Genomic DNA, 25,474 nt, shown 5'->3' with positions numbered 1-25,474 from the left:
ACATTATCCCCCTAAAATCTCCTTACAGAACTTAACTATAGTGGGGGGTATCTCTGATGGAGGTAATATTGCATCAGCTATCCCCATCTCAATAACAGCTTTTGGCATACCAAAGACAACACATGTTTCTTTATTTTGAGCTATTATTTTTCCTCCTTTTTCTTTTATCTTTTTAAATCCATAAGCTCCATCTCTTCCAATACCTGTTAAAATCACACCAACAGCTCTACCTCCATATACATTAGCTACTGAATCAGCAGTCACATCAACAGCAGGCCTTGTACCATTAACCTTTGGCATCTTGTTATCTAAGATAATATAGACTTCACTACCTCTCTTTTTTAATAACATGTGGTAATCTCCAGGAGCTACATAAACATAACCTGGCTGAACTCTCTCTCCATGCTCAGCTTCTTTAGCTTTTAATTTTGACACTCTATCAATCCTATCAGCAAACAATTTTGTAAAACCTTCAGGCATGTGTTGAACTACAAATATTGGGGGCATTCTTTTAGGTAGTTTTGAAATAATTTCAGTAACTACTGGTGGTCCTCCAGTTGATGAGCCAATAATTACACACATAGTTTTTAGTATATCATCAGGATATGGTAAATCTTCAATAACTTCTTGAGCTTTTGGAATAGAAACTACTTCTGATTTAGCTTCAGGTTTCTTCTCTACTTCAGGTTTTGCTACTTTAGGTGTGATTTTCACTACTTTAGCTTTTGCAGCAGCTTTTACTTTTCTTATTAATTCATCCCCTATTTTCCTAATATCTAAAGATATACTTCCAGAAGGTTTTGGAATAAAATCAACAGCTCCTGCCTCTAAAGCTTCAAATGTTATTCTTGATCCTTCAGTTGTTAAGGCAGAGACCATAACTATAGGTGTTGGACAAAGTTCCATAATCTTTTTTACAGCTTCCAAACCATTCATTCTTGGCATTTCAACATCCATTGTAATAACATCAGGTTTTAGTTTTAATGTCATTTCTACAGCTTCAACTCCATCTTTAGCAGTTCCAACTACTTCAATTTCTGGATCAGAATTAAGAATATCTGAAAGAACTTTTCTCATAAAAGCAGAATCATCTACAACTAAAACTCTAATTTTTTTACCAGCGATAATATCACCTCATTTATTTATTGATTTAAGTTCAACAAATTAGAGATGTTTAATAAAATTATTAACCTATTTTCTATTTTAACTATCCCCTCTACGTAATCCCCGCCTAATGTTGATTTTTTTATTGCTGAAACAGGAGTGATCATGTCTGAAGTGATTTGCATAACATCATTAACACCATCAACCAAAATACCAAAAGTTTGCTGATCAATCTCAATTACCATAACCAATTTTTCATCTTTTTTTCCATTCTCAACTTCTTCATATATTCCCAAAACTTCTTTTAAATTTATTATTGGTGTTATTTCCCCTCTAATATTTGTAACTCCTACTACATAACTAGGAGCATTTGGCAAAGGAGTTATATCTGATTTTTTTAGCTTTAAAACTTCTCTAACTTCATCAACCTTTAGCCCATATTCATTTTTTCCCAATCTAAACACAACAATTTTAATAACATCATTTTCATTACCCATATTAGATCCCTTACAAAAATTTTAATAATAGTAATTTTGTGTTTTAAAATATAAATAATTTTAATTCTCTATCTCTTTTTTTATTTCATCTATATAATTATCAATTTTATTATTCAAATTATCAACTATTTCAATAGCTTTAATTATTTCTTCTTCCTTAGATTTTAAAATTAGCTCTTTTACAGTAGATATTCCACTGTGAATCTCTTTTATTAAATTGATAATATCCACTACTTTAACCCCTCCAGATTCTAAAATAGCTTGTATCTTATCAAGAATATTGTTTAATTTATCAATAATATCATCCAATTTAGTTGTACATCCAAAATAAGCTTTTTCAATATTATTTAACTTTTCAATAATTTCTGATTTTGTAGATTCATTAATTTCTTTGACCCTTTCAGTAATTTTATTTATTGTATCTTCTCCAATCTCTTGTGGTTTGATACCTTCTATTTTCTTAGAAAGCTCTTTCAATTGTTCATCTAAATTCTTTATTATTGACATTCCTTCATCTAACTTCTTTAAAATAACTTCCAATCTCTCATATATCTTCCCACTAGCACACTCAGATTTTAAGCTATCTAATTTTTCTCTAAGTTCTTTAATTTTATCTTCATTGCTATTTTCTTTTTTTTCTTCTTTAGCTTCATCTTTCTCTTCATTGCTATTAGAATTTAGTTTCTTAGATAAATTCATAGCAAGATTTTCTAAGTGTTTTATTCTATTAATTAAATCATTATCACCCATAACACCCCACCTAATTTAAATAAATTAGCATTAATAATAAATATTGTTTTTGTGTTCATTTTTATGTAGGTTATATAAATATATTTATATATTTAAAATTTTAGATTAACAAATTTAAAAATAAAAATTAGCTTATTAAACTATCTATCTCCTGTAAGAGATCTTTTAACCTTTCATTTAAAGCATCACATCTATCACTAATATATTTTAGCTCACTTCTATTTGTATCAATAACTTCATGAATTCTCTTTAATTCTAACTCTACATTTTTTGAAATTTTAGCATCAATATCTTTCAGCTTTTCTATAGTATCCTCTAAATTATTTATAGAAGACTCATGCTTTTCTATTTCTAAGTTTAAACTTCTACTAATCTTATCAACATTTTCTAAAACATGAGAAAGATTTTCTATATTTTCAACAAACTTTTCCAAAACATAATGATTTATTTCTTTACCACTTTTTTGTCTTTCAATTATTATTAAAAGTTTATCTTCTATAATATTTAATGTCTTTTCTACATTATCTAAAACATTTGAAAGCTGTTTTATAAGAGATAGCATTTCTTCATTACCTTTCCTAAATTCTTTCACACTATTTATTAAATAGTTTATGGAATTACTTAAGTTTAATGGAATATCATTTTTCATTATTACACCTCACTTACACATCTACCTACACAAAATATAAAAATAGTTTATAATTTATTAAAATTAATTTGGTGATGTAAGATGAATATAGATAGTAGGGTAATATTATCAATGCCCATTGTAGGTTATATAGTTATAGTTTTAATATTTTCTATATTTATAAGTAAGGCCATTAGTGATATTATATTTTTAAATACTGTTTCAATTATTTTTGGTATATTCTGTTTTATAATTATTAAAAAATTGTTAATCACTAAGTTATTGTATATTGAGAAGATATCAAATGAAATATCAAGGGGGAATGTAAATATTGAAATTAAATTTAAAAAAAGTAATGATATTTTAGACAATATTATTTATAACTTATATAATATTAAAGAATTTATTATAAAAAAAGATAAGATTTATGAAAATAATATGAGTGAGATTGAAAATTTTTTAAATGAGATTTATAGAGTTATGAAAGCAATATCTAACGGATCTTTAACTGAAAGAATTTCAAAACAAAAAGGAAATAAATTAGAAAAATTAAGAGTAGTTATTAATAATGCATTGGATAGTTTATCAAGATTGATAGGAGATTTAATAGAAGACGTTAAAAAATTAAATTCTGAAATCCATAGAGCGGAAGAAGAAGTTAATAGAATAAAAGAAACATCAGAACAGATAGCCGATGCAGCTAACCAAGTTGCTGTTGCAGCGACAGATCAATCTAATAAGTTGCAAGATTTAACTCAGGAGGTTGAAGATACAGCTAAGATGGCTGAAGATACACTTAAAGCTGCTGAGGAAGGAGTAGAAGCGATGGCTGTAGTTGATGAGAAAGCTAATGAAGGGGTTAAGAACGTTGAAAATGCTATTGAGGCTATGCAGAGAATAGCGAATATTATTGATGAGCTTGGAAAGGCTTTAGAGGAGCTTGGTAAGAAGAGTGAGAAGATAAATGAAATAACAGCTTTAATTAAAGATATCGCTGAACAAACAGGATTATTAGCATTAAACGCATCTATTGAAGCTGCAAGGGCTGGAGAGGCAGGAAGAGGTTTCGCAGTTGTCGCTAGTGAGATAAAAGGATTAGCTGAAGAGATAGGAAAGTCTGTTGATGATATAAATAAAACTGTAGAAGAGATAAGATCAGCTATCGAGAAAACTATTGATCTTGGTTTAACTGGAAAAGAGGCTGTTGATAGAGGAGTTATTGTTATAGATGAAGTTAATAATGCATTCTTAAAGATAAAAGAGGCTATCGATAAAGCTAATGAAACTATAGTTAGAATTCAAGAGAGTGCTAAGACTTCAAAAGAGAACGTTGAAACAGCTTTAAGGCATATTCAAGACATCGCTTCTATATCAGAAGAGTTTGCTGCAACTGCTGAAGAGTTAACAGCTTCAACTGAGGAGTTGAACTCAACAATATCAGAGTTTAGAAAAATAATAATTGATCTAAAAGAGACATCAAAAATAGCTGAGGAATTATCTTTAAGATTTAAAATTAATAATGAATTTAAACATTAAAAAATTTTAAAGTTTAACCAAGGCAAGAGCTAAAACATTCTCTATATTTACTGCTTCTACTTCTTTACCTTCAACAAATAAAGCTCTTTTAACATCTTTTATATGCTCTCTTCTGATAATACCAAACTCAGTTTTTAATCCTTCAGAAAGTATTTTCTCTAATGTCTCTTCATCAGCATTTTTGATAATTTCCATAACCTCTTTAGTATGTTTCTTAAACTCAGGACCTATCTTAGATTTGTCTGGAATGATTTCTATTATTTTATATCTTAATTCTGGCTTACCTTTGATTATCTTTACATCTTCTATCTTCATTGTACCTTTTATATCTTCCAATCCTAAATTTAAAGCTTTATATGTATCTTCATCCTCAGTATATATGAAAACCTCCTTTAATTTAGCATTTAATGACAACCCTTTATTAGCTTTATATCTCCTTATAGCAACTATTGTATTCTTAATAATCTCCCCATACTTTTCAGCATTTTCATCTATCAACTCTCTATTCACTTCTGGGAATGAAAAGTGTAAATTATCTATATTATATATCTCAGATATGTAGTCACAGAAATGAGGAGCAAATGGTGTGAGTAATCTAATAAGTTTATCTATAACATAATATAGTGTATATTTTGCCTCTAAATCATTTTTTTCATATAATCTATATTTAACCATCTCAATATAATTGTCACAGAACTCATGCCATATGAATTTGTAAAGATTGACAATTGTATTAAATCTATAATTACTAAGATCATTGTCAATCTTCTCTATTAATTTTTGAAGCTTACTTAATATCCACCTATCAACTATATTATTTACTTTCCTATTTTTCTTTAACTCATCTATGTTGTCAATATGCATCTTTGCAAATCTACAGGCATTCCAAAATTTCCTTAAGAATCTGTATGCATAATCAACCTCTTTCCATAAGAATTGAACATCTTCCCCTATTGTACTGTTACTTGCCCAGAGTCTTAATGAATCAGCTCCATATTTCTCTATTATTTCATCAGGTTCAACAACATTACCTCTGCTCTTACTCATTTTATGTCCATCTTCTCCTAAAACCATTCCATTTATTACAATCTCTTCCCAAGGTTTTTTTCCTGTTAGTGCTACTGATCTTAATATTGTATAGAATGCCCATGTTCTTATTATATCATGTCCTTGAGGTCTAAGCTGTGTAGGATAGTGCTTTTTGAAAAACTCTTCATCCTCTAACCATTTTGTTATAACCAGTGGAGTTATTGAAGAATCCATCCATGTGTCTAATACATCCTTTTCAGGTTCTAAATTGGTTGAGCCACATTTATCACACTTGTATCCTTTTTCAGTAGGATCTATTGGAAGGTCTTCTTCTTTAGCAACTACAATATTTCCACAATCTCTACAATACCATATTGGAATGGGTGTAGCAAATATTCTCTGCCTGCTAATAACCCAATCCCAATCCATGTTTTCTATCCAATTTAATAACCTAATTTTCATATGTTCAGGAACCCATTTTATTTCATCTACAACTTCCCTAACTTTTGGTAGTAATTTTTTAATATCAACAAACCACTGTTTTGTGACAATTATTTCAATAGGTGTCTTACATCTCCAACAAACCCCAACATTTTGTTTTATTTTCTCTTGTTTAATTAAATACCCTTCCTTTTTTAGGTCTTCTATTATTCTCTTTCTAGCTTCTTCTGTCTTTAATCCCTTATATTTCCCAGCTACTTCTGTTAACTCTCCTCTCTCATTTACAGCTTTTATAACAGGTAGATTATATTTATTAACCCAATGAACATCTGTTTTATCCCCAAAAGTACAAACCATCACTGCCCCTGTTCCAAATTCTTTTTCAACAGATTCATCAGCTAAAACTTTAACCTTTTGACCAAATAAAGGGACAGTGAATTCTTTTCCAACTATATCCTTATATCTCTCATCCTCAGGATGAACAAGAATAGCCACACATGCAGGTAACAATTCAGGCCTTGTTGTGGCTATTATTAGATCTTTCTCATCACCTTTAAATTTGATATAATTTAGATAGCTTTCTCTTTCAATATATTCTACTTCAGCAAAAGCTATAGCTGTTTGACAGCGAGGACACCAATTAACTGGGAATTCTCCTCTATATATTAACCCCTGTTTATACATTCTAACAAAAGCTGTCTGTGACTTTTTTATATAATCAGGTTTCATTGTAATATATTCCCTACTCCAATCTATTGATATTCCTAATGATTTTATTTGTTCTCTCATTCTCCTTATATTCTCTTCAGTTAATTTTATACACAATTCTCTAAACTTCTTTCTATCTATGTCTGATTTGGTAATATTATATATCTCCTCAACTTTAACTTCTGTAGGTAATCCATGACAATCCCAACCTTGTGGAAAGAGGACATTATATCCTTTCATTCTTTTATATCTGGCAATAATATCCATGTATGTCCAATTTAAAGCATGCCCTAAATGTAACCTTCCAGTTGGGTATGGAGGAGGAGTATCAATAATATATGGAGGCTTATCAGAGTTTTCTATAAATTTATAAATCTCTTCATTTTCCCACTTTTTTTGAACCTTTTTTTCTATCTCTATATTGTAGTCTTTTGGCATTTCCACACTATCACCTAAATCTTATATGATCCAATATATTTTAAATAGTTAGGGAGTATAAATTTTATTGTTTAAGATTTAAGAGTGAGTTGGTATGAAGATAGCTGTTGTCTTTGACAGTGCTGGAACCTTGGTTAAGATAATAAGAGTTATTAAAGATTTGAAAAGAGGTAAGTTTATATGTAATAGGCAAACAGTGGATATAGTTGATGAAAAAGTGGGAAGAGCTTTGGTAATAATAAAAGATGACCCTCTAAAAACTGTTGATGTTTGTGATGATAATAAGTTAATAACAGATTTTCTTAAAGAAGTAGATATTGGCATCTCATACTGTAATCCTCCAATAGATATAAATGGAATATATAAAGATAAGAAGGCTAAAATGAAAGAATTAAAAGAACCTCTAGAAATTTTAAAAAAATACAATATTGAAACTGGATATGGTAGTGCTTTAATAGTAGATACTAATGAAGGAGAGATAGAATATACCATAGCTACTGCAGGGTGTCTCTTTCCAGAAGTTAAAGACACCATAAAGGAACTAAAAAATTTAGGAGTAAAAGTTTTTATAGCTTCTGGAGATAGAAGAGAATTTATAGAAAAATTGGCTGAGCTAACAGGAGTTAATAAAAGATACATATTACCTGAAGCGCATCATAAATTAAAAAAAGATCTGATAAAAAATCTAAAAACAGATGGATATTTTACAATAATGGTTGGGGATGGAGCTAATGATGTGCCTGCTATGAAAGAAAGCCATTTAGCTATAGCCACATTACAAAGTGGATATACTTCAAAAAAAGCTATAGAGGCAGCAGATATTAAAATTGAGAATATAAAGGAAGTTGTTGATATAGTTAAAAAATTATTAGAGGAGAAAAATGAAGCTAAAGTTTCATAAATATGTATATGAACCTGCTGAAGATAGTTATTTATTATTAAACAACTTAGTTGATGTTGAAGGAAAAGAGGTTTTAGAGATTGGAACAGGTTGTGGTTTAATAGCTATAGCTTGCTATAAAAAAGGGGCTAAAAGAGTAGTGGCAACAGATATAAATCCATATGCTGTTAAATTGGCTAAATATAATGCTAAATTAAACAATGCTAAAATAGAGATTATAGAAAGTGATTTATTTGAAAATATAAAAGGTAAATTTGATGTTATTATTTTTAACCCTCCATATTTACCCACAGAAGAGGATGAAAAGTTAGATGGTTATATAAACTATGCTTTTGATGGAGGAAAAGATGGGAGGGCTGTTTTAGATAGATTTTTAAAAGAAGCTCCAAAATATTTAAAAGATGGAGGAGTTATCCAATTAGTTCAAAGTTCATTAAATGATAAAGATAAAACATTATCAATATTAAAAAATTTAGGATTTAAAGTGGAGATTAAAGCCAAGTTAAAACTCCCATTTGAAGAGTTATATATAATAAATGCTAAAAAACTTTAGTTTTTTATTATTATTTTCTTTTTTGTCCCTTCTTTTAATTCTTTAACAAATTTCTCAAGTTCTCTTAAAAACTCTTCACCTTTATACTTTTCTACAAGTTTAACAATAGCACTACCCACAATAGCTCCATCAGCTATACTACATAACTCTTCAACATGTTCCTTTTTAGATATCCCAAATCCAACACATACAGGAATTTTTGAATATTTTTTGACCCTTTTAATTAATTCTTTAGTTTCTTCAGCTATTTTTTCTCTTTCTCCCGTAGTTCCAGTAACAGAAACTGCATAGACAAATCCTGAAGCTCTTTCTAATATTTTTTTTAATCTTTCTTCTGTTGTGGTTGGAGCTACCAGATAGATGAGATCTACACCATACTTTTTACAAATATTATATAGTGAGTCTGACTCTTCCAATGGTAAATCTGGGACAATTATTCCAGCTACTCCAACCTCTTTACATCTTTTAACAAACTCTTCTTCTCCCATTTTAAAAATAATATTATAATATGTTAAAAATACTTTTGGTACTTTTGGAAATTTGCTATTTAATCTTTTAACAATCTCAAAAGCTTTTATTGGTGTCATACCTGATGAAAGTGCCCTGACATCAGCTTTTTGTATTGTTAAACCATCAGCAACAGGATCAGAAAAAGGAATTCCTATTTCAACAATATCAGCATATTTGCATATAACTTCTAAAGCCCTTTCTGACATCTCTATGTTAGGATCTCCTGCAACATAAAAAGCTATAAATGCTTTTTCTCCTTTTTTCTTTAATTCTTCAAATTTTTCAGAGATTTTCATTTATTCACCCTTTAAAATTCCAAATTTTATCTCCAACATAGTGTATATTCTTTATAGCTTTTCCTTTTTCAGAATTCTTTATTTCTTCATGAGACATTAAAGCTATTCCTACACATATTGGCTTTTTATGAACTTCATCTAAAACAAAAACTACATCTCCCTTATTAAAATTATCTACCTCCTTTATTCCAGGAACCATTACATCAGCTCCTTTTATTAGAAATTTTATAGCTCCTGTATCAACTATAACTATATTTTTCTTTGGATTATTCTTTAACAGTAATTTTAATGATGGAAATATCTTATTATCCTTCTTTATAGCTATTGGTTCTTTATCTAATAAATAAACTTCAAAATCATCAAAAACAGCAACTTCTATATTCTTTTTTGGTAACTCTATATTTACATACTCTTCAAGCTCTTTTTTTAAATTTTTTATTTCTTTTTTACTAAGAAAGTGTCTCTTTATAGTCTCACCTTATGATGTTATATAGAGTATCTCTCTGCTTTGGAATTAGATTAACTCTTTCTATCATTTCCCTAATCTCTTTAACTGAAAGAGAAACTCCATGTTCAGATCCTGCTGATCTTGATATATTCTCCTCTATCAAAGTTCCCCCAACATCATTAGCTCCACATCTTAAAGCAACTTGAACCATTTTCTTACCTAATTTTACCCATGAAGCTTGTATATTTTTCAAAATATCTTTAAATATTATTCTGCTTATTGCAATCACTTTTAAATCCTCTATTCCAGAAGCTCCAGCTCTTGCTAACCCTTCCTTATAAAGAGGAGAATTTTGATAAATAAATGACAGGGGGACAAACTCAGTAAAACCTCCAGTTTCTTCTTGAATTTCTTTAATAATATATATGTGATTAACAATATGTTTATACTCTTCTATATGTCCATACATCATTGTTGCTGTTGTGGGGATTTCTAACTTATGGGCAGTTTTTATTATTCTTATCCAATCTTTAGTTTTTATTTTATTTGGGCATATAATCTCCCTTATTTCATCATCTAAAATTTCTGCAGCAGTTCCAGGCATAGAATTGAGTCCAGATTCTTTTAATATTTTTAGAGCTTCTTTTATATCTAAACCTGCATTTTCTGCCCCAAAATAAACCTCCATTGGTGAAAAAGCATGAATATGAATATCTCCATAAGGTTTTAAAGCTTCATGAATTTCTTTAAGAATTTTAGCTTGATAATATGTATCTATCTTTGGATGAAGACCACTTTGAATACAAACTTCTGTACATCCTAACTTTTTAGCTTCTATTGCCTTTTTAACAATTTCATCTATATCTAAAAAATAAGCCCTTTTATCTCTTTCATTAACTCTGAATGCACAGAACCTGCAGTTATTTACACATATATTTGTAAAGTTTATATTCCTATTAACAACATATGTAACAATATCCCCAACAATCTCTTTTCTTAAACTATCTGCAAATTTTAATATGTCATAAAAATCTTCCTCTTCAAATAACTCTAGAGCTTCTCTTTTTTTTATTTCTCTCTCTTTGAACTTACATAAATCCATAGTCTCACTTATAATACTCTTCTGTTAGAACAAATTTACCATTTTCTAATTTGTAATGGAAGCATGAATAATAGCCTTCATGACAGGCATTACCATGTTGTTTTACTATAAACAATAAACAATCCTTGTCACAGTCAGCATAAACCTTTATTAATTTTTGATAATTTCCACTCTCTTCTCCTTTTTTCCATAGTTTTTTTCTACTTGTTGAATAATAATGCATATATCCTGTTTCCAATGTCTTTTTTAATGCCTCTTCATTCATAAAAGCTACCATTAAGACATTCTTATTTTCATCACATACAACAGCAACTATTAGCCTTTCTCCATCAATCTCCCTAAATTTAAGACCTTCTATCAATAACACCCCCTCCATCTACTCTTTATATTCTGCAGTTAAAACCTCTCTAATTTTTTTAGCTCTCTCTTTTCCCACACCCTCAACTTTTAAAAGTTCTTCCTCTTTAGCAGTAAATACTTTCTCAACAGTTTTAAAATGTTTTAACAATCTTTCAGCTAATGCCCCTCCAACATCTGGTAGACTCTGAACAATGAATTTTTGTCTTTCTTTTAAACTCATGGCTGTTTTTCCATGCCTTATCATTACAGGCCTTTTTTCTTTTATCTGCTCTTTCTCAGCTATTCTTATTAAAATATCAGCTGTATCATTTTCATCTTTAGTAAAGATTATTGGAATGCCAAAATCTAATATTATAGATAATATAGCTCCTTTTAAAGCATTTTCATGTATTCTTGAAAAGTTTTCTCCTTCAATTATTAATATTGGTTTTTCTACCTTTTTTAAATCTTTCAGTTGATTAAATAATCTTTTATCTATAATTGAATTAACAAAGTCTTCAGCAGTTTTTCTTTCAACAACTACCCTATCACTTAGCACATAATCCCCAACCTCTAATGTTGTAAGTTCAACATCAGCCCTATCATGTAATAACTTAGCCATTGTTTTTTCTCTAACGTCAACAATAATCTTCACTTTACTTTCTTCTTTCTCCTCTTTATTTATATTATCTTTATTTATAAAATCCAATAAAGTTATTTCTTTCTTTTCCTCTTTCTTTTCTTCTTTTTTTTGCTCCTCTAATTTCTTTTTTAATCTTCTATTTACTGCCTCACAAAGATTTTTTAGCAATCTTTTCATTTCTCTCTCTTTATATATGGCTGACCAATAGTATGCCTCATCAGCTGTGCCTTTAGCTATTAGTATATAAACTCTCCCCCCTTCCCCCCTCATTGCCCTTCCTCTTCTCTGAATAAATCTTATTTCTGATGGTACAGGTTCATAGAAGATAATGTAATTAACAGTAGGGATATCAATTCCTTCCTCAGAAACACTTGTTGAAACTAGAACCCCCCCTTCATTTTTAAATCTTTCTATAGCTTCAACTTGTTCTTTTTGGCTCATACCTTTTCCATCTCTACTAGCCTGACCTATAAATCTTATAGCATTAATCCCCTCCTGTTTTAATAAATTAACTATCTTTTCAACTGTATTCCTATACTGTGTGAAAACAATTATTCTTTCATTTTTATTATTATTTAGTATTTTTTTAACTAACTCAACAGTTTTATTTAATTTTGGATGTTCTACATCAGTATTTTTTAATAATAAAATAGCTTCCCTAACTCTATTATCTTCAAAAATATTTTTAGCTGATTTTGTTCTTTGGTTTTGTAATTTCTCCATATAATTTAAAAAAATACTTTTCCCCTGGGTTTCTAATAGTTCCTTAGCATGCATCAATTTTAAGGCTTCTGAACAAATTCTTATAAGCTCATATTTTACTTCATCATCATAAGAGAATAATTTATTATTTAACTCTATCAAATCAGTTTTAGTAATCCTTACTGAATCAATAACTCCTTTTTCTTTTAAAAACTTTAATCTATCTTTTATAGCCTCATCTAATAGCTTTAAAGCTTTTCTAAACTCTAAAGGTAAATCAATTTTTACAGGAATTATCTTTACAGTTAATAAATAAGGTCTAACATCAGGCTCATCTCCTGTTCTTATCTCAATATGCTCAATTCCTAAGTTTTCACATATCTCTAAAATCTTCTCTATATCTGATCCTGGAGAAGCGGTTAAGGCTAATACTCTACATTTATCTTTAAAGTGCTTAGCTACAAAGGAATATGCATGATTTCCTACAGTATGGTGTGCTTCATCAGCTATTAGTAAGACAAATTCATCTATATTTATCCTTTTTGAAATAATATCATTTTCTATAACTTGTGGGGTAGCTACAAATATTTTCCCCTGCCTATATAACTTTTCCCTTTTATCTGGGGAAATTTTCCCTGTTAAAGCTATTATTTTATCTTCATCAATGTTCAATATTTCTTTCAATGTTCTATAGTGCTGCTCAACAAGTGGTCTTGTGGGAGCTAAGAAAAGGACTTTCCCATCTTTTTTTGTTAACATTCCTGCTATTGTTAATATAGCAATGGCTGTCTTTCCTAAACCAGTTGGGAGAACTACTAAAGTATTTTTATTTAAAGCCATTGCTGCTATTATCTGCTGATATAATCTTGCCTCTAATTTATTAGGTTTTATCAATGGGTGGGTTATATACATAGTATCATCAATTTTTATTGTTATCATAAAATTTTTATAAAATTAAATTTTAAAAGTTATCTTTATGTTTTCAGAAGATAAGAGAAGAGTTTTAATGGAATTGAATTTGGCTATAGAAGAGGGTTTAGTAGATAGAGAAGTTATTCCTATTTTAGAGAAGATTAACAATTTAAAAAATTACTATACAACAAGCTCCTGTATAGGTAGAATAGGGATTTTAGAAATTCCAAAGGATAAAAATCCGAAGATATTTTCAAGATGGTTAGGAAAATGGCATGATTATCCAAAGATAGAAGATATAATAAACTCATTGAATAAAGCTAAAGAAGGTTATATACTATTTGTTATGAACTCACCAATATTACATATAGCATGTAAAGATATAGAATCAGCTAAAAAAATGTTAGAACTTGCTATACACAATGGTTTAAAAGCTTCATCTATAAAAAGTATTTCAAAAAGAAGAGTAATAGTTGAGATATTAACAACATATAAAATAGACACTCCAATAGGTGTAGATGGAAAAGTTTATGTTAATTACCAATATCTAAAGTTTTTATTAGACTATGCTATAAAGAAATTAAAAATGAGTAGAGAGCTAATATATAGATGGGCAGATAAATTATGGGAAATAGAAAGAGATTAATAAAAATAGCTTATGAAAGGATTGATAGATTAATGAGTTTGGCTGAAGAAGAAGCAAAAAAAGGTAATTGGGAAAGAGTTAAAAGATATGTTTATTTGGCAAGAAGAATAGCAATGAAAATGAGAATAAAATTTCCTAAAAAGTGGAAAAGAAGATTTTGTAAAAAATGTTTAACATTCTGGATATTTGGAAAAAATGCTAGAGTTAGGGTTAAGAGTAAGAGATATCCTCATATAGTTATAACCTGTTTAGAGTGTGGTAAAATATATAGAATTCCTATGATTAAAGAGAAGAAAGAAAAAAGGAGATCTAAATGGGAAAAGTAATATTAGTTGGAGCTGGTCCTGGTGATAAAGAGCTTATAACAGTTAAAGGCTTAAAGGCTATTAAAGAGGCTGATGTAATAGTTTATGATGATTTAATAGATAAAGATCTTTTAAACTATAATAAAAATGCTGAATTAATTTATGTAGGAAAAAGGAAAGGTAGGCATTCATATAAGCAAGAGGATATTAATAAGATCCTTATAGAAAAGGCTAAAGAAGGAAAAACAGTTGTAAGGTTAAAAGGAGGAGATCCATTTATTTTTGGGAGAGGGGGAGAAGAAATTTTAGCTTTAAAAGAGCATAATATACCATATGAAATTATTCCAGGATTGAGCTCAGCTACGGCATTACCAGCATTAGCGGAAATTCCATTAACTCATAGAAAAGTGGCTAGATCTTTTACTGTTTTAACAGCCCATATAGAAGATGGAGAAGTAGACTTTACTAAGTTTAATGGAGACACTTTAGTAATTCTAATGGGGATAACTAAACTTAAAAAAATAGTTAATGATCTATTAAAAGTAAGGGATAAGAAAACCCCTATAGCAATAATTCTAAAAGGAGCTACAAAAGAACAGAAGGTTATTAGGGGAACATTAGAAGATATTTTAGATAAAGCTAAAAATATTGAACCTCCAGGAATAATAGTAGTTGGAGAGGTAGTTAATATATTACAAAAAAATTAGAATTTATAGGAATCTTCTTCCACATCTTCTGCCCATTCCCCTACCTAATCCTCTTCCTCCAGAATCTACCCTATGAATATAAATAGACTCTGCTCCACAGTGAGGGCATTTTTCAGGTTTAGGGACACCATAAGGAACTTCTATAAGTTTATTACACTTTGTACATATAAAAACTTTCATATCCATTTTTATTCCCTCTTTGATCTCTCAAGCTCTTTTTTTAATCTCATAATTTCTTCTTCTAACATTTTTTTCTCCATTTCTAAATCTTTTATCCTTTCTTCTATTAAACTTTTATCCTCTTCTGTTGATACATAATATGGTAATTCCCATGCATGAACTAATCTTCCATAGTCATCAACATAAAATGCATGAGGTCCAAAACCACATCTACATGGTCCAACATATGTAAATCTTCCAACTCTTATAGGAATTCTTCTAAAACCTCTACCCCACCATCCAAATCTTCTTCCCCAGCCAAACATAACTTTCACCTCATTTATTTTAATCTCTATTTATTACACATATGTGTATAAATATATAAAATTTTCTGTTTTGTGAATATTTGTGTCACATATATAAACAATTATCTGAATACATCTTCCTCCTTATTTCTAATAAGGTCACTAGCCTTACCATTTCCAAATGGTACTTTAGCCCCTCTTATTATAACTACAGGCACACCTTCATTAGCTTCTCCCATAGCTAAATTTGCAGCACTAGCTATTAGATCAGCTACAGCTACTTCTGTGCTTTTTAACTCCCTACCAAATAAATCTTTTTCTCCTCTTCTATCCCAAAGAGCTATTATCCCAGAAACCCCAATAGCTATCCCAATAGCTCCTTTTCTAAATGGCCTACCTACGCTATCAGAGATTATAACAGCTATTTTCTTTTTAGTTTTCTTTTCTATATATTTTCTTATCACTTCTGCTGACTTATCAGGATCTTTTGGAAGAGTTTTAATACCTAAAACATTACTTTCATCAACTCCACTATTAGCACATACAAACCCATGTTTGGTCTCAGTAATAATAAAATTTTTTCCAATTTTAACAATCTCTTTAGCTTCATTTAATATAACTTGTACAACTTTAGGATCTTTATTTATTTTTTTAGCTATTTCAATAGCTTCTTTTGTAGGGATAATTTTATCTCTTTCTATAATATTTCCTTCAGCTTTAGATATAAGAGTTTCAGCTATTACTATAATATCATAATCTTTTATAGGGTATTGAGATATAATATCAGCCAACTTCTCCAAAGTTATATCATTTCCTTTAAAAATTGGTAGCTCTAATCCTATAATTTCTATCTTATTTTTTTCTTTTATCATCTTTACCACTCAAATAATATTAAACGTAAAATATTTATATCCCCTTACTCTATTTTATACTTTGATCTTTGGGGGTGTGGTGTAGCGGCCTATCATCGGGGACTCCAGTTGCCTATAGGGCGCTGGACCACGGCAGGAGAAATCCCCGGACCCGGGTTCAAATCCCGGCACCCCCACCATATATTTTTTAATTAATTAAATTAATTAATTTATATATAAAAAGGTGTTTAAATTGGAGTTAAATATTATATTAAAAAATATTTCCTCATTAGAGAATATTCTTAATTCAGAAGCTGTAGAAGATATGATTAATAGAATATTAAAAGCCAATAGAATTTTTATTTTTGGTGTTGGAAGAAGTGGTTATGTTGGGAGATGTTTTGCTATGAGGCTTATTCATTTAGGATTAAAAGCTTATTTTGTTGGAGAAACTGTAACACCTGCATACAAAAAAGAAGATCTTCTCATCCTAATATCTGGTTCTGGAAAAACTGAAGCTGTAATAAATGTAGCTAAAAAAGCTAAAAAGATAAATAATAATATTATAGCAGTGGTTTGTAAATATGGAGATCTTCATAAATTAGCAGATTTGACTATAACTTTAGATGTTAAAAAATCTAATTATTTACCATTAGGAACAGCATTTGAAGAGAAAGCTATGATATTTTTTGACCTTATTGTGGCTGAACTTATGAAAAGACTTAATAAAAGTGAAGATGATTTATTAAATGAACATTGTAATTTATTGTAACTTTTTAATTATTAAACTATCCTTTTTATAAATAAAAGAGTTTTTTTCTACATCCCTATCTATTAAACAGTTAGCCCCTATCCAACAGTTACTTCCCACTTTAACTCCAGGCATAAAAGATACTTGAACTCCAGTTTTTACATTATCTCCCATTATAACTCCTAACTTTCTAACACTTTCAACCCTCTTACCTTTTATATTTACTTTAACAGGTTTATTATCAAATCTTAAATTAGCTGTTATTGTGTTACATCCAAAATTACAATTCTCCCCTATTATACTATCCCCAACATAAGACAGATGTGGAATTTTAGTATTCCTCATTATTATACTCCCTTTTACTTCAGAAGAATTTCCTACAAAAGTATTTTCCATTAGAACAGTATATGGCCTTATATATGCTAGTGGCCCTACTATTGCCCCACTTTTTATAATAGCTGGCCCTTCAATAACTGAATTAGCTCTTATCTTAGCTCCTTTTTCAATAATAACTTTCCCTTTAATAACAACATTTTCTTCTATTTCACCATCTATTTTTGTTTCTATTTTATCTAAAAAATATTTATTAGCTTCTAATAAGCTCCATGGATAACCAATATCATTCCAATATCCTTTTAATTCTATAGCTTTAACTTCTTTCTCTTTTATTAACAGTTTTATAGCATCTGTTAATTCTTTTTCTCCCCTCTCTGAAATTGGGATTTCCTTTAAATATTTAAAAATATCTCTTTTAAGTTTATAAATTCCTGCATTTATAAGATTAGATTTTGGGAATTTTGGCTTTTCTTCTAAATCTATAATATTATTTTTTTCATCAACTAAAAAAACCCCAAAATTCTCTGGATTATTTACTTTTTTAACAGCTATAGCGTAATCATAATTTAATATCTCATCTAAACTATCTTCAAAAACAATATCACCATTTATAACTATAAACTCATCAGAAATATAATTTTCAGCTGTTAGTAAAGCTTCTCCAGTCCCTTCTAAATCTCCTTGATTTAGGAAAACTATTTTATCATAGTTATTAAAATGTTCAATAATTTTCTCCCTTTTATATTTGACAACAACATATATATTATCAACTTTATCATAAATCTTTTCTATAATATGTTCTAATATTGGTTTTCCTGCTATGGGTAATAATGGTTTTGGCCTATTTTCTGTTAGAGGTCTTAATCTCTCTCCTTTACCTGCAGCTAATATTACAGCATCCAAGTTTATCACTCTTCATTTTGGTGATTATATATGAAGATTGTATATTTAAAAGAAGTAGATTCTACTAATGATTTTGCTAAAAAACTTATAGATAATGGAGATGAAGCAATTATTATAGCTGAAAGGCAAAGTAAGGGTAAAGGTAGGTTGGGTAGAATTTGGATTTCTGAAGAGGGAGGGTTATATTTTACAATAATTTTAAAAGGTGATCCAGAATTTATAAATTTTCTTTCAGCTGTGTCAGTGGTTGAAACCCTAAGGCAATATAATATAAACTCTGGTATAAAGTTTCCTAATGATATATGTGTAGATGAAAAAAAGCTCTGTGGGGTATTAATAGAGATATATAAAGGTTATGTTATACTTGGAATTGGTATTAATGTTAATAATGACATAAAAATAGAAAGAGCTGTTTCATTAAAATCATTAGGATATGATATAAATAAATTTGAATTACTCTTTAAATTTTTAAAGATATTTTTTGAAAATATGAAAAAAGATAAAGAAAAAATATTGGAAACTTATAAAAAATATTCAATAACAATAAATAGACCTGTTAAAATATTACTTCCAAATAAGATAATATATGGCAAAGTGGTTGATATTGACTACAGTGGAATAATGTTAGATATTGGAAATAAAATTATAAATATTCCTGCTGGGGATGTAATTCACTTGAGATTTGATAAAATATAATTTACAACCTCATCAAATCCTTCCATAGTTTTTAAACTTAATGTTATAACTTTAGCATTAGGATTTATTTTTTTAGCATCTTCAATCATCTTATTTACATCTGCCCCTACATATTTAGCAAGATCTACTTTATTTATAATTATTAAATCAGCTGTTCTCATAATCTCAGGGTGTTTGGCTATAATATCATCCCCTTCTGTTGTAGAAACTACAACAATTCTTTTATCTGCTCCAAGATCAAAGTCAGCTGGGCATATCAAGTTACCTACATTTTCTATGAACAGAATGTCTATATCATTTAAATCTAAATCTTCTAATGCATGTTTTATTAAATGTGCATCTAAATGGCACTCTTTTCCTGTATTTATTGGAATAACTTTAACATTGTGCCTTTCTAATCTCTCTGCATCATATTTAGCTATTACATCCCCTGCAATACAAGCTATTTTATAATTATCTTTTAATTTTTCAATTAATTTTTCTATTAATAGGGTTTTTCCACTACCTATTGCCCCAGATATATCAAAAGCTACAATACCATGTTTTTTTAGAAGTTTTCTATTCTCATCAGCTAATCTTTTATTAGCTTTTAAAATATCCTTAGCTATTTCCAATGTTCCTATTTTATGCATCATCTTCACCCTTATACAATTCATCATAAACCTTATCTACTTTTCTTTTTTCCCACAACTCAAACTTATAAGCTTTTATTTTTTGTCTTTCTCTTTCTAAGAATTTATATGTTTTTGCATGGGAAGCTCCTCTTAACAACATTTCTACAGCTTCTTTTGCTATTTGAACTGAATCTACTTCACCAACTATTGAAATGGTTTTACCATAAATAGATAAGTTTGTTCCAGTTAATTCTTCTATATATTTCCTTGATTTTCCTTCTTTTCCTATAACTCTACCTTTTAATCTTCTTATAGCATTCTCTGAACTAGCATAGTCATCGACATTAATTATTTCCAATACATAATCATCTTTAGCCAATTTTAAAGCTATTTCTGGATTAAAACCTCTACTTATAGCTTTAACTATATTTTTAGCTTTCCATAAAGCTAAAGGATCTTTCTGCTTTTCTGTTCCATAAATAAAAACATTTCCATCTTCATCTATCTTTATTTTAACTCCTAAAGTATCTTCTATAGCTCTTTTTACCTCACCTTTTTTTCCAATTAACACCCCTATTCTATCTTTAGGAACTTTCAATATTTCAACATTTTTTGCTTCAACATTTACAAAAACCATAATATCTCCTCTTAATGATACTTTTTCATTTCATTAATAAAATATTCTAAAGCCTTAAAAGCTTCATTTCTATGCTTAGCAAATATCCTTATAGCTGCTAACCTTTCCCCAACTTTAATTAATCCTGTATTGTGATAAATAAGGATGTCAATAATATCATATCTCTTCCTTACCTCCTCCTCAATTAATTTTAATCTATTTATTATATTACTTTCAATATATTTCTCTTTACATGGAACTTTTTTTCCCTCTATGACATCATAATCTCTCACAAATCCATCATATCCTATAATCCCTCCAAACTTACCCCTATACTTTTTAATCATGTTATTTAGCTCTTTTTTAAAATCTTCATAGCTATTAACTATCATAAATTCACCAAATTATCTTTTCATACCAAAAAAATTAATTATTCCAATTAATTCATTAAAGGCCTCAATTTCAAATTTTATTGCCTCCTCTCTTGTATAGCTTCCACTAACTTCTCCATCTAATGTTAATTGGTCAACTCCTCTTACAACTATTCTTTCTCTATCTCTACTTAATAATTTTTTAGCTACTTCATCATGTACAAAAGCTTTTCCAGGAAAGATAACAGTGTCTTTAAGTTCTTTTAAATTAATTTTCTCCAAATCTTTAGCAGTTATTAAATCAGCTATATCTTTTTCCACTTTTACAATGTTTACATCAGTGTCATTAAAAATCTTTCTTAAATATGGATAAGCCACCCTACCAGTTATTATTGTAGCTTCTCCTTCTACCTTATTTCTCAATCTCTCTAAGATCTTATCTTCACTGGCTATAGCAAATGGAGTACCAGCTATAGGATCATACAGTGGAGTTCCAGTAACTCTTATTTTATCTCCAAATTCATCATGCACTTGTTTAACAATATTTTTAAACTCTTCTAAACTATGGGGCTCAACTCCTTCAATTATTGGAGCATTTCCTAATATTAACCCCTGATCTTCTCTATTAGCAAATCTCATTAATATTACAGCCTTTGCTCCAAAATTTACCAAATCTGAAACTGTTTTTTCTAAATCTTTATCATTAATACCTGGAATAACTAAGATAGCACAGTGTACTTCACAGTGCTCACAAAAATATTCTAAACATTTTAAAGCTGTTTCAGCATTTTTATCATTCATCCATTCTTTCCTTAATTGTGGATTTGTTGAAAAGACTGAAAAAGTTACTTCATCTACTCCATAATCTACTAATCTTTTAGCTATTTCTTTATCATAAAAACCTTTTCCAGAAGTATATCCAAGATGTATATTTAATCCCAATTTATTAATCCATTTACAAAGCTCTTCTAAGTAGGGATAACAGCTAACATCTCCTCCTGCAGTAATATTAACTTTTTCATATCTTTTAAATAACAAACCACTCTGTATTTGTGAGATAACAAATGGTAATGGTAAGAAATCCCCATTCATCTCTCTAACTGAATATAAACAATAATCACAACCTATTGTAAATTGACAATATTTGCATCCTAATGGTTCTATATTATTTTTGTTAATTTTCCTGAAATAACAGAATTTGCAGAAGCCATTACAATTTTTTCCTGGTTCACCTTTTAAATCTACAAGTAGATTCATAGTTTCACACTTCAAATAAAAATTTTATTACAAAAATTCAAATAAAAAGTTTTATTAACCCTAACAAATAATATTTTTAATGGAATATAAAATATAAGATTTTGGATATAGCAAATACACCTCATATATATAGTTTTCTATTTGGTTTAAAGTAAAATGTTAATATATTTTTGCTTGATACTAATTATATAAATTGAAAAGGTGAGAATGATGAAATATAAAGATACCATTAATTTGTATGATGCTAAGGGAAATTTGGTTGAAGAAAATGTACCTTTAGAAGCTGTAAGTCCTTTATACAACCCTACAATACAAAAATTAATAAAAGATGTTAAAAGAACAGTAGCTGTTAATTTAGCAGGAATAGAAAATGCCTTAAGAAATGGAACAGTCGGAGGAAAAGGTAACAAGTTACCTGGTAGAGAGTTAGATTTACCAATTGTTGAAAATGCTGAAACAATTGCTGAATATGTTGAAAGAGTTATAAGAGTTTCAGAAGATGATGATACAAATATAAGATTAATTAATGATGGAAAGCAAATGGCTGTACAAATGCCTACAAAAAGATTAGATATTGCTGCAGAATATACAACATCTATATTAGTAACTGCTCAGGCTTTAAAAGAAGCTATTATTAGAACATTTGATGTAGATATCTTTGATGCACCAATGGTTCATGCTGCTATTTTAGGAGGATATCCACATAATGTAGTTATGGCCGGAGCTAATGTAGCTGGACTTTTAGGAAACCCATTAACATTAGAAGGACCTGGTTATGCTCTAAGAAATATTATGGTTAATCACTTTGTTGCATGTACAAAGAAAAATGTAATGAATGCTGTTGCATTTGCATCAATAATGGAACAAACAGCAATGTTTGAAATGGGAGATGCTGTAGGATTATTTGAAAGATTACATTTATTAGGATTGGCTTACCAGGGGTTGAATGCTGATAACTTAGTTATTGATTTAGTTAAAGAAAATGGTAAGAATGGAACTGTAGGAACAGTTGTAGCATCAGTTGTTGAAAGAGCTTTAGAAGATGGAGTTATAAAAGAAGATAGAACACTACCATCTGGATTTAAATTATATAAACCAGTTGATGTTGCTAAGTGGAATGCATATGCTGCAGCAGGTTTAGTTGCAGCTGTTATTGTTAATGTAGGTGCAGCAAGAGCTGCTCAAGGTGTAGCTTCAACAATCTTATACTACAACGACATATTAGAATACGAAACAGGATTACCTGGAGTTGATTTTGGTAGAGCTGAAGGTACAGCTGTTGGATTCAGTTTCTTCTCCCACTCTATCTATGGGGGAGGAGGGCCTGGAGTGTTCAATGGTAACCACATAGTTACAAGACACTCAAAAGGATTTGCAATTCCACCAGTTGCTGCAGCTATGTGTTTAGATGCAGGAACACAAATGTTCTCTCCAGAAAGAACATCAGCTTTAATTGGAACTGTCTTCAGTGCTATTGATGAATTCAGAGAACCATTAAAATATGTTATAGAAGGAGCTTTACAAGTTAAAGATAAGATTTAAGTGATTTGTATGGAAATTGAAATTTTCCCTCATAGATATCTTAAGGCCTCCACTACTGAAAAATTTTTAAATAAACTTTATGATTTGAAAACTGTTGAAAGAGTAGTGATTCATGGACAACCTCTTCCAAAAGTTGTTACATATGGTCCTGCAAGAGGTTTACCTGTCAACCATAGTGAAAGAAAAATAATTAATGTAAAAGGAGTTCCAATAGAATTGACAGTTATGGCAGGTAGGTTTATAGTAACACTTTCTGATGATAGTGAATTAGAAAAGATAAAGAAAATTTGTGAAGAAATGTTTCCCTTTGGTTATGATATAAGAGTAGGAAAATTCTTAAAAGATAGACCTACAGTCACAGATTACCTCAAATATGGGGAAGATGGGGTTTATCTTATAAATGAAATGGATAGAAGATTAATAGGTATGGTAGATCCAAGAAGTAAATTATCATCCTCAGTAGCAGTAGTAGAAAAAAGGGAAGAATAATGCCTGTTGGTAGAAAAGAACAAATAGTTGATTGTAGAGCAGTAATGGGTTTAGGTGAAGGGGGAGGTTTAGCCCAAAGAGGAACATTAGCAGAGGCTTTAAGGAATGATGTAATTGTTGTTGCCATGTCTCCGGGTAGGCGACATATAACAAAACCTGTTTGTGAAATAACCTATGGTATTAGAGAAACTGGAATACAAACTAGTGTCCTTGTATTAAATGCTGGATCTGGACAAGCTCCAGATGAAAGTGGAAGATCTTATGGTTCAACATTCGGTATCAAGCCTGAGGAAGCTGCTCAGATAAATAGACATAAACTCTGTGTTGTTCATTTCGGAAATGTTATTAGCCACATTGTTCATAAAGCAAGATTATTATTAAAATACGTGAAAATTCCCACAATAATTGTTTGTCAAGCTCCTTTAGATATGGAAGATCTTGCTAAAGCTGGGGTGAAGACAAGGGATGTTAAACCTGTTGAACCTCAAACTGTAGGGACAGTAGTTGATATAGTTACAGGAGTTGTTAGGGGAGAATCTTGCCCTCAGCACAAAATTGACGAAATTGTTATGAAGATAAAAAAATACTTGAGGTGATGGTTCATGGCATACAAGCCACAATTCTACCCAGGAAGTACAAAAATTGCTCAGAATAGGAGAAACCACATGAATCCTGAAGTCCAATTAGAGAAATTAAGAGATATTCCTGATGATGATGTTGTAAAAATAATGGGTCATAGACAACCAGGGGAAGATTATAAAACTGTCCATCCACCATTAGAAGAGATGGATTTACCAGAAGATTATGTTAGAGATCTTGTGGAGCCTATAAATGGGGCTAAAGAAGGACATAGAATTAGATATATTCAGTTTACTGATTCTATGTATAATGCCCCAGCTCAACCATATGATAGAGCAAGAACTTACATGTGGAGATTTAGAGGAGTAGATACTGGAACATTATCAGGAAGACAAGTTATTGAAATGAGAGAAAGCGACCTTGAAGCAATAGCTAAGAACTTCTTAATTGATACAGCGTTCTTTGATCCAGCAAGATGTGGAATTAGGGGAGCTACTGTCCACGGGCATTCATTAAGGTTAGATGAAAATGGTTTAATGTTTGATGCATTGCAAAGATATATTTATGATGAAAAGACAGGACATGTTCTGTATGTTAAAGATCAAGTTGGAAGACCATTAGATGAGCCTGTAGATGTGGGAGAGCCATTACCAGAAGAGAAATTAAGAGAAATTACAACAATATATAGAAAAGATAATATTGGTTTAAGACAAGATGAGGAGTTATTAACAGTTATAAAAAGAATCCACAGAGCTAGGACATTTGGTGGTTTCTTACCAGTAGAAGATGTCTTTGAAAAATTATAAAAAA

General features: G+C 29.7%; 30 protein-coding genes and 1 tRNA gene. 13 read left to right on the top strand and 18 right to left on the bottom strand.

The window, feature by feature from the left end; all coding sequences use genetic code 11:
* Positions 1-3 precede the first annotated feature (3 nt).
* The 4 genes from METVI_RS0106090 to METVI_RS0106075 form a co-directional block, all read right to left on the bottom strand.
* Positions 4-1,077 carry a protein-glutamate methylesterase/protein-glutamine glutaminase gene (locus METVI_RS0106090; RefSeq protein WP_004594968.1) on the bottom strand — a complete coding sequence of 358 codons (1,074 nt, stop codon included), beginning with the start codon at positions 1,075-1,077 and terminating at the stop codon, positions 4-6.
* A gap of 65 nt (positions 1,078-1,142) precedes the next feature.
* Positions 1,143-1,601 carry a chemotaxis protein CheW gene (locus METVI_RS0106085; RefSeq protein ID WP_004594970.1) on the bottom strand — a complete coding sequence of 153 codons (459 nt, stop codon included), beginning with the start codon at positions 1,599-1,601 and terminating at the stop codon, positions 1,143-1,145.
* A gap of 60 nt (positions 1,602-1,661) precedes the next feature.
* Positions 1,662-2,351 (bottom strand): hypothetical protein, encoded by a 690-nt coding sequence (locus METVI_RS0106080; RefSeq protein WP_004594971.1) that lies wholly within the window; start codon positions 2,349-2,351, stop codon positions 1,662-1,664.
* A gap of 127 nt (positions 2,352-2,478) precedes the next feature.
* On the bottom strand, positions 2,479-3,000 hold the full coding sequence (locus METVI_RS0106075; RefSeq protein ID WP_004594974.1) for a hypothetical protein: 522 nt from the start codon (positions 2,998-3,000) through the stop codon (positions 2,479-2,481).
* A gap of 81 nt (positions 3,001-3,081) precedes the next feature.
* Here METVI_RS0106075 and METVI_RS0106070 point away from each other — a divergent pair, with 81 nt between their 5' ends.
* Positions 3,082-4,515 carry a methyl-accepting chemotaxis protein gene (locus METVI_RS0106070; RefSeq protein WP_017981122.1) on the top strand — a complete coding sequence of 478 codons (1,434 nt, stop codon included), beginning with the start codon at positions 3,082-3,084 and terminating at the stop codon, positions 4,513-4,515.
* A gap of 6 nt (positions 4,516-4,521) precedes the next feature.
* Here METVI_RS0106070 and METVI_RS0106065 read toward each other — a convergent pair whose 3' ends face one another.
* Complete coding sequence (locus METVI_RS0106065) at positions 4,522-7,137, bottom strand: valine--tRNA ligase (protein ID WP_004590300.1); 2,616 nt, start codon at positions 7,135-7,137, stop codon at positions 4,522-4,524.
* Positions 7,138-7,225: 88 nt separating this feature from the next.
* Here METVI_RS0106065 and METVI_RS0106060 point away from each other — a divergent pair, with 88 nt between their 5' ends.
* A complete protein-coding gene (locus METVI_RS0106060) occupies positions 7,226-8,032 on the top strand; it encodes an HAD family hydrolase (protein WP_004590299.1) in 807 nt (268 codons plus the stop codon).
* Positions 8,013-8,585: a HemK2/MTQ2 family protein methyltransferase gene (locus tag METVI_RS0106055; RefSeq protein ID WP_004590298.1), complete on the top strand. Its 573-nt coding sequence runs from the start codon at positions 8,013-8,015 to the stop codon at positions 8,583-8,585. Before METVI_RS0106060 ends, METVI_RS0106055 begins: the two co-directional genes overlap by 20 nt.
* Here the strand turns inward: METVI_RS0106055 and trpA are convergent.
* The 5 genes from trpA to METVI_RS0106030 are packed head-to-tail and all read right to left on the bottom strand — an operon-like array spanning position 8,582 to position 13,537.
* Positions 8,582-9,391 (bottom strand): tryptophan synthase subunit alpha, encoded by an 810-nt coding sequence (gene trpA / locus METVI_RS0106050; protein WP_017981121.1) that lies wholly within the window; start codon positions 9,389-9,391, stop codon positions 8,582-8,584. The genes METVI_RS0106055 and trpA overlap by 4 nt on opposite strands.
* 4 nt (positions 9,392-9,395) lie before the next feature.
* Positions 9,396-9,860, bottom strand: a complete 465-nt coding sequence (locus tag METVI_RS07295; RefSeq protein ID WP_026152916.1) for a DUF1947 domain-containing protein — start codon at positions 9,858-9,860, stop codon at positions 9,396-9,398.
* Between the two features lie 4 nt (positions 9,861-9,864).
* Positions 9,865-10,941 carry a 5-amino-6-(D-ribitylamino)uracil--L-tyrosine 4-hydroxyphenyl transferase CofH gene (cofH, locus tag METVI_RS0106040; RefSeq protein ID WP_004590296.1) on the bottom strand — a complete coding sequence of 359 codons (1,077 nt, stop codon included), beginning with the start codon at positions 10,939-10,941 and terminating at the stop codon, positions 9,865-9,867.
* 4 nt (positions 10,942-10,945) lie between these two features.
* Positions 10,946-11,317 (bottom strand): phosphoribosyl-AMP cyclohydrolase, encoded by a 372-nt coding sequence (hisI, locus tag METVI_RS0106035; RefSeq protein ID WP_026152915.1) that lies wholly within the window; start codon positions 11,315-11,317, stop codon positions 10,946-10,948.
* A complete protein-coding gene (locus METVI_RS0106030) occupies positions 11,318-13,537 on the bottom strand; it encodes a DEAD/DEAH box helicase (protein ID WP_004590287.1) in 2,220 nt (739 codons plus the stop codon).
* Between the two features lie 64 nt (positions 13,538-13,601).
* Here METVI_RS0106030 and taw3 point away from each other — a divergent pair, with 64 nt between their 5' ends.
* Genes taw3 through cobA form a run of 3 tightly spaced genes read left to right on the top strand, consistent with a single transcriptional unit; the run spans position 13,602 to position 15,195 of the window.
* The gene (taw3, locus tag METVI_RS0106025) at positions 13,602-14,183 is read left to right on the top strand and encodes a tRNA(Phe) 7-((3-amino-3-carboxypropyl)-4-demethylwyosine(37)-N(4))-methyltransferase Taw3 (RefSeq protein WP_004590286.1); all 582 of its coding nucleotides are present in this window, start codon (positions 13,602-13,604) and stop codon (positions 14,181-14,183) included.
* Positions 14,162-14,509: a ribonuclease P protein component 4 gene (locus METVI_RS0106020; protein WP_004590285.1), complete on the top strand. Its 348-nt coding sequence runs from the start codon at positions 14,162-14,164 to the stop codon at positions 14,507-14,509. The genes taw3 and METVI_RS0106020 overlap by 22 nt, the downstream gene beginning before the upstream one ends.
* Positions 14,497-15,195 carry a uroporphyrinogen-III C-methyltransferase gene (gene cobA / locus METVI_RS0106015; RefSeq protein WP_004590284.1) on the top strand — a complete coding sequence of 233 codons (699 nt, stop codon included), beginning with the start codon at positions 14,497-14,499 and terminating at the stop codon, positions 15,193-15,195. Before METVI_RS0106020 ends, cobA begins: the two co-directional genes overlap by 13 nt.
* Before the next feature lie 3 nt (positions 15,196-15,198).
* Here cobA and METVI_RS0106010 read toward each other — a convergent pair whose 3' ends face one another.
* The 3 genes from METVI_RS0106010 to METVI_RS0106000 form a co-directional block, all read right to left on the bottom strand.
* Positions 15,199-15,381, bottom strand: a complete 183-nt coding sequence (locus tag METVI_RS0106010; RefSeq protein ID WP_004590283.1) for a hypothetical protein — start codon at positions 15,379-15,381, stop codon at positions 15,199-15,201.
* Positions 15,382-15,383: 2 nt separating this feature from the next.
* Positions 15,384-15,680, bottom strand: a complete 297-nt coding sequence (locus tag METVI_RS0106005; protein ID WP_004590282.1) for a hypothetical protein — start codon at positions 15,678-15,680, stop codon at positions 15,384-15,386.
* A 101-nt stretch (positions 15,681-15,781) separates the two neighbouring features.
* Positions 15,782-16,531: a coenzyme F420-0:L-glutamate ligase gene (locus METVI_RS0106000; RefSeq protein WP_004590280.1), complete on the bottom strand. Its 750-nt coding sequence runs from the start codon at positions 16,529-16,531 to the stop codon at positions 15,782-15,784.
* A 70-nt stretch (positions 16,532-16,601) separates the two neighbouring features.
* Here METVI_RS0106000 and METVI_RS0105995 point away from each other — a divergent pair.
* A tRNA-Trp gene (locus METVI_RS0105995) sits at positions 16,602-16,710 on the top strand.
* A gap of 53 nt (positions 16,711-16,763) precedes the next feature.
* The gene (gene hxlB / locus METVI_RS0105990) at positions 16,764-17,282 is read left to right on the top strand and encodes a 6-phospho-3-hexuloisomerase (RefSeq protein WP_004590278.1); all 519 of its coding nucleotides are present in this window, start codon (positions 16,764-16,766) and stop codon (positions 17,280-17,282) included.
* On the opposite strand, the gene glmU is transcribed toward hxlB, so the two are convergent.
* Complete coding sequence (gene glmU, locus METVI_RS0105985; RefSeq protein ID WP_004590276.1) at positions 17,274-18,500, bottom strand: bifunctional sugar-1-phosphate nucleotidylyltransferase/acetyltransferase; 1,227 nt, start codon at positions 18,498-18,500, stop codon at positions 17,274-17,276. The genes hxlB and glmU overlap by 9 nt on opposite strands.
* 30 nt (positions 18,501-18,530) lie before the next feature.
* Between glmU and METVI_RS0105980 the strand changes: the two genes are divergently transcribed.
* A complete protein-coding gene (locus tag METVI_RS0105980; protein ID WP_004590274.1) occupies positions 18,531-19,196 on the top strand; it encodes a biotin--[acetyl-CoA-carboxylase] ligase in 666 nt (221 codons plus the stop codon).
* On the opposite strand, the gene hypB is transcribed toward METVI_RS0105980, so the two are convergent.
* From hypB to mmp10, 4 genes are read right to left on the bottom strand one after another with little or no spacing between them, the layout of a single operon-like run.
* Entirely contained in the window at positions 19,172-19,828 is a 657-nt protein-coding gene (hypB, locus tag METVI_RS0105975) for a hydrogenase nickel incorporation protein HypB (protein WP_004590272.1), read from the bottom strand. The genes METVI_RS0105980 and hypB overlap by 25 nt on opposite strands.
* Positions 19,821-20,447, bottom strand: a complete 627-nt coding sequence (locus tag METVI_RS0105970) for a KH domain-containing protein (RefSeq protein ID WP_004590271.1) — start codon at positions 20,445-20,447, stop codon at positions 19,821-19,823. Before METVI_RS0105970 ends, hypB begins: the two co-directional genes overlap by 8 nt.
* An 11-nt stretch (positions 20,448-20,458) precedes the next feature.
* A complete protein-coding gene (locus METVI_RS0105965) occupies positions 20,459-20,818 on the bottom strand; it encodes a molybdenum cofactor biosynthesis protein MoaE (RefSeq protein WP_004590270.1) in 360 nt (119 codons plus the stop codon).
* A 12-nt stretch (positions 20,819-20,830) separates the two neighbouring features.
* Positions 20,831-22,054 carry a methyl coenzyme M reductase-arginine methyltransferase Mmp10 gene (gene mmp10, locus METVI_RS0105960; RefSeq protein ID WP_004590269.1) on the bottom strand — a complete coding sequence of 408 codons (1,224 nt, stop codon included), beginning with the start codon at positions 22,052-22,054 and terminating at the stop codon, positions 20,831-20,833.
* Between the two features lie 207 nt (positions 22,055-22,261).
* Between mmp10 and mcrB the strand changes: the two genes are divergently transcribed.
* Genes mcrB through mcrG form a run of 4 tightly spaced genes read left to right on the top strand, consistent with a single transcriptional unit; the run spans position 22,262 to position 25,470 of the window.
* Entirely contained in the window at positions 22,262-23,596 is a 1,335-nt protein-coding gene (mcrB, locus tag METVI_RS0105955) for a coenzyme-B sulfoethylthiotransferase subunit beta (protein ID WP_004590268.1), read from the top strand.
* Between the two features lie 9 nt (positions 23,597-23,605).
* Complete coding sequence (gene mcrD, locus METVI_RS0105950) at positions 23,606-24,085, top strand: methyl-coenzyme M reductase operon protein D (protein WP_004590266.1); 480 nt, start codon at positions 23,606-23,608, stop codon at positions 24,083-24,085.
* Positions 24,085-24,681 (top strand): methyl-coenzyme M reductase I operon protein C, encoded by a 597-nt coding sequence (gene mcrC, locus METVI_RS0105945; protein ID WP_004590265.1) that lies wholly within the window; start codon positions 24,085-24,087, stop codon positions 24,679-24,681. Before mcrD ends, mcrC begins: the two co-directional genes overlap by 1 nt.
* Positions 24,682-24,687: 6 nt before the next feature.
* Positions 24,688-25,470, top strand: a complete 783-nt coding sequence (mcrG, locus tag METVI_RS0105940) for a coenzyme-B sulfoethylthiotransferase subunit gamma (RefSeq protein ID WP_004590264.1) — start codon at positions 24,688-24,690, stop codon at positions 25,468-25,470.
* Positions 25,471-25,474 lie beyond the last annotated feature (4 nt).

This window comes from Methanocaldococcus villosus KIN24-T80 (assembly GCF_000371805.1).
In the GTDB taxonomy this organism is placed as follows: Archaea; AGJL01; Methanococci; order Methanococcales; family Methanocaldococcaceae; genus Methanocaldococcus; species Methanocaldococcus villosus.
Note: the sequence above shows the minus strand (reverse complement) of the source record. Positions and strands in the feature narration are given on the sequence as shown.

Bases quoted from the DNA above. Each gene is read 5' to 3' on its own strand.
- METVI_RS0106030 (WP_004590287.1), bottom strand. From the start codon at position 13,537: ATGTATATAACCCACCCATTGATAAAACCTAATAAATTAGAGGCAAGA.
- METVI_RS0106085 (WP_004594970.1), bottom strand. From the start codon at position 1,601: ATGGGTAATGAAAATGATGTTATTAAAATTGTTGTGTTTAGATTGGGA.
- METVI_RS0106060 (WP_004590299.1), top strand. From the start codon at position 7,226: ATGAAGATAGCTGTTGTCTTTGACAGTGCTGGAACCTTGGTTAAGATA.
- METVI_RS0106055 (WP_004590298.1), top strand. From the start codon at position 8,013: ATGAAGCTAAAGTTTCATAAATATGTATATGAACCTGCTGAAGATAGT.
- METVI_RS0106020 (WP_004590285.1), top strand. From the start codon at position 14,162: ATGGGAAATAGAAAGAGATTAATAAAAATAGCTTATGAAAGGATTGAT.
- mcrB (WP_004590268.1), top strand. From the start codon at position 22,262: ATGATGAAATATAAAGATACCATTAATTTGTATGATGCTAAGGGAAAT.
- METVI_RS0105965 (WP_004590270.1), bottom strand. From the start codon at position 20,818: ATGATAGTTAATAGCTATGAAGATTTTAAAAAAGAGCTAAATAACATG.
- mcrC (WP_004590265.1), top strand. From the start codon at position 24,085: ATGCCTGTTGGTAGAAAAGAACAAATAGTTGATTGTAGAGCAGTAATG.
- METVI_RS0106075 (WP_004594974.1), bottom strand. From the start codon at position 3,000: ATGAAAAATGATATTCCATTAAACTTAAGTAATTCCATAAACTATTTA.
- METVI_RS0106070 (WP_017981122.1), top strand. From the start codon at position 3,082: ATGAATATAGATAGTAGGGTAATATTATCAATGCCCATTGTAGGTTAT.
- cobA (WP_004590284.1), top strand. From the start codon at position 14,497: ATGGGAAAAGTAATATTAGTTGGAGCTGGTCCTGGTGATAAAGAGCTT.
- METVI_RS0106090 (WP_004594968.1), bottom strand. From the start codon at position 1,077: ATGAGAAAAGTTCTTTCAGATATTCTTAATTCTGATCCAGAAATTGAA.
- taw3 (WP_004590286.1), top strand. From the start codon at position 13,602: ATGTTTTCAGAAGATAAGAGAAGAGTTTTAATGGAATTGAATTTGGCT.
- hypB (WP_004590272.1), bottom strand. From the start codon at position 19,828: ATGCATAAAATAGGAACATTGGAAATAGCTAAGGATATTTTAAAAGCT.
- METVI_RS0106005 (WP_004590282.1), bottom strand. From the start codon at position 15,680: ATGTTTGGCTGGGGAAGAAGATTTGGATGGTGGGGTAGAGGTTTTAGA.
- hisI (WP_026152915.1), bottom strand. From the start codon at position 11,317: ATGGAGGGGGTGTTATTGATAGAAGGTCTTAAATTTAGGGAGATTGAT.
- trpA (WP_017981121.1), bottom strand. From the start codon at position 9,391: ATGAAAATCTCTGAAAAATTTGAAGAATTAAAGAAAAAAGGAGAAAAA.
- METVI_RS0105970 (WP_004590271.1), bottom strand. From the start codon at position 20,447: ATGGTTTTTGTAAATGTTGAAGCAAAAAATGTTGAAATATTGAAAGTT.
- METVI_RS0106080 (WP_004594971.1), bottom strand. From the start codon at position 2,351: ATGGGTGATAATGATTTAATTAATAGAATAAAACACTTAGAAAATCTT.
- cofH (WP_004590296.1), bottom strand. From the start codon at position 10,941: ATGGATTTATGTAAGTTCAAAGAGAGAGAAATAAAAAAAAGAGAAGCT.
- mmp10 (WP_004590269.1), bottom strand. From the start codon at position 22,054: ATGAATCTACTTGTAGATTTAAAAGGTGAACCAGGAAAAAATTGTAAT.
- mcrD (WP_004590266.1), top strand. From the start codon at position 23,606: ATGGAAATTGAAATTTTCCCTCATAGATATCTTAAGGCCTCCACTACT.
- METVI_RS0106000 (WP_004590280.1), bottom strand. From the start codon at position 16,531: ATGATAAAAGAAAAAAATAAGATAGAAATTATAGGATTAGAGCTACCA.
- METVI_RS0106010 (WP_004590283.1), bottom strand. From the start codon at position 15,381: ATGGATATGAAAGTTTTTATATGTACAAAGTGTAATAAACTTATAGAA.
- mcrG (WP_004590264.1), top strand. From the start codon at position 24,688: ATGGCATACAAGCCACAATTCTACCCAGGAAGTACAAAAATTGCTCAG.
- METVI_RS0105980 (WP_004590274.1), top strand. From the start codon at position 18,531: ATGAAGATTGTATATTTAAAAGAAGTAGATTCTACTAATGATTTTGCT.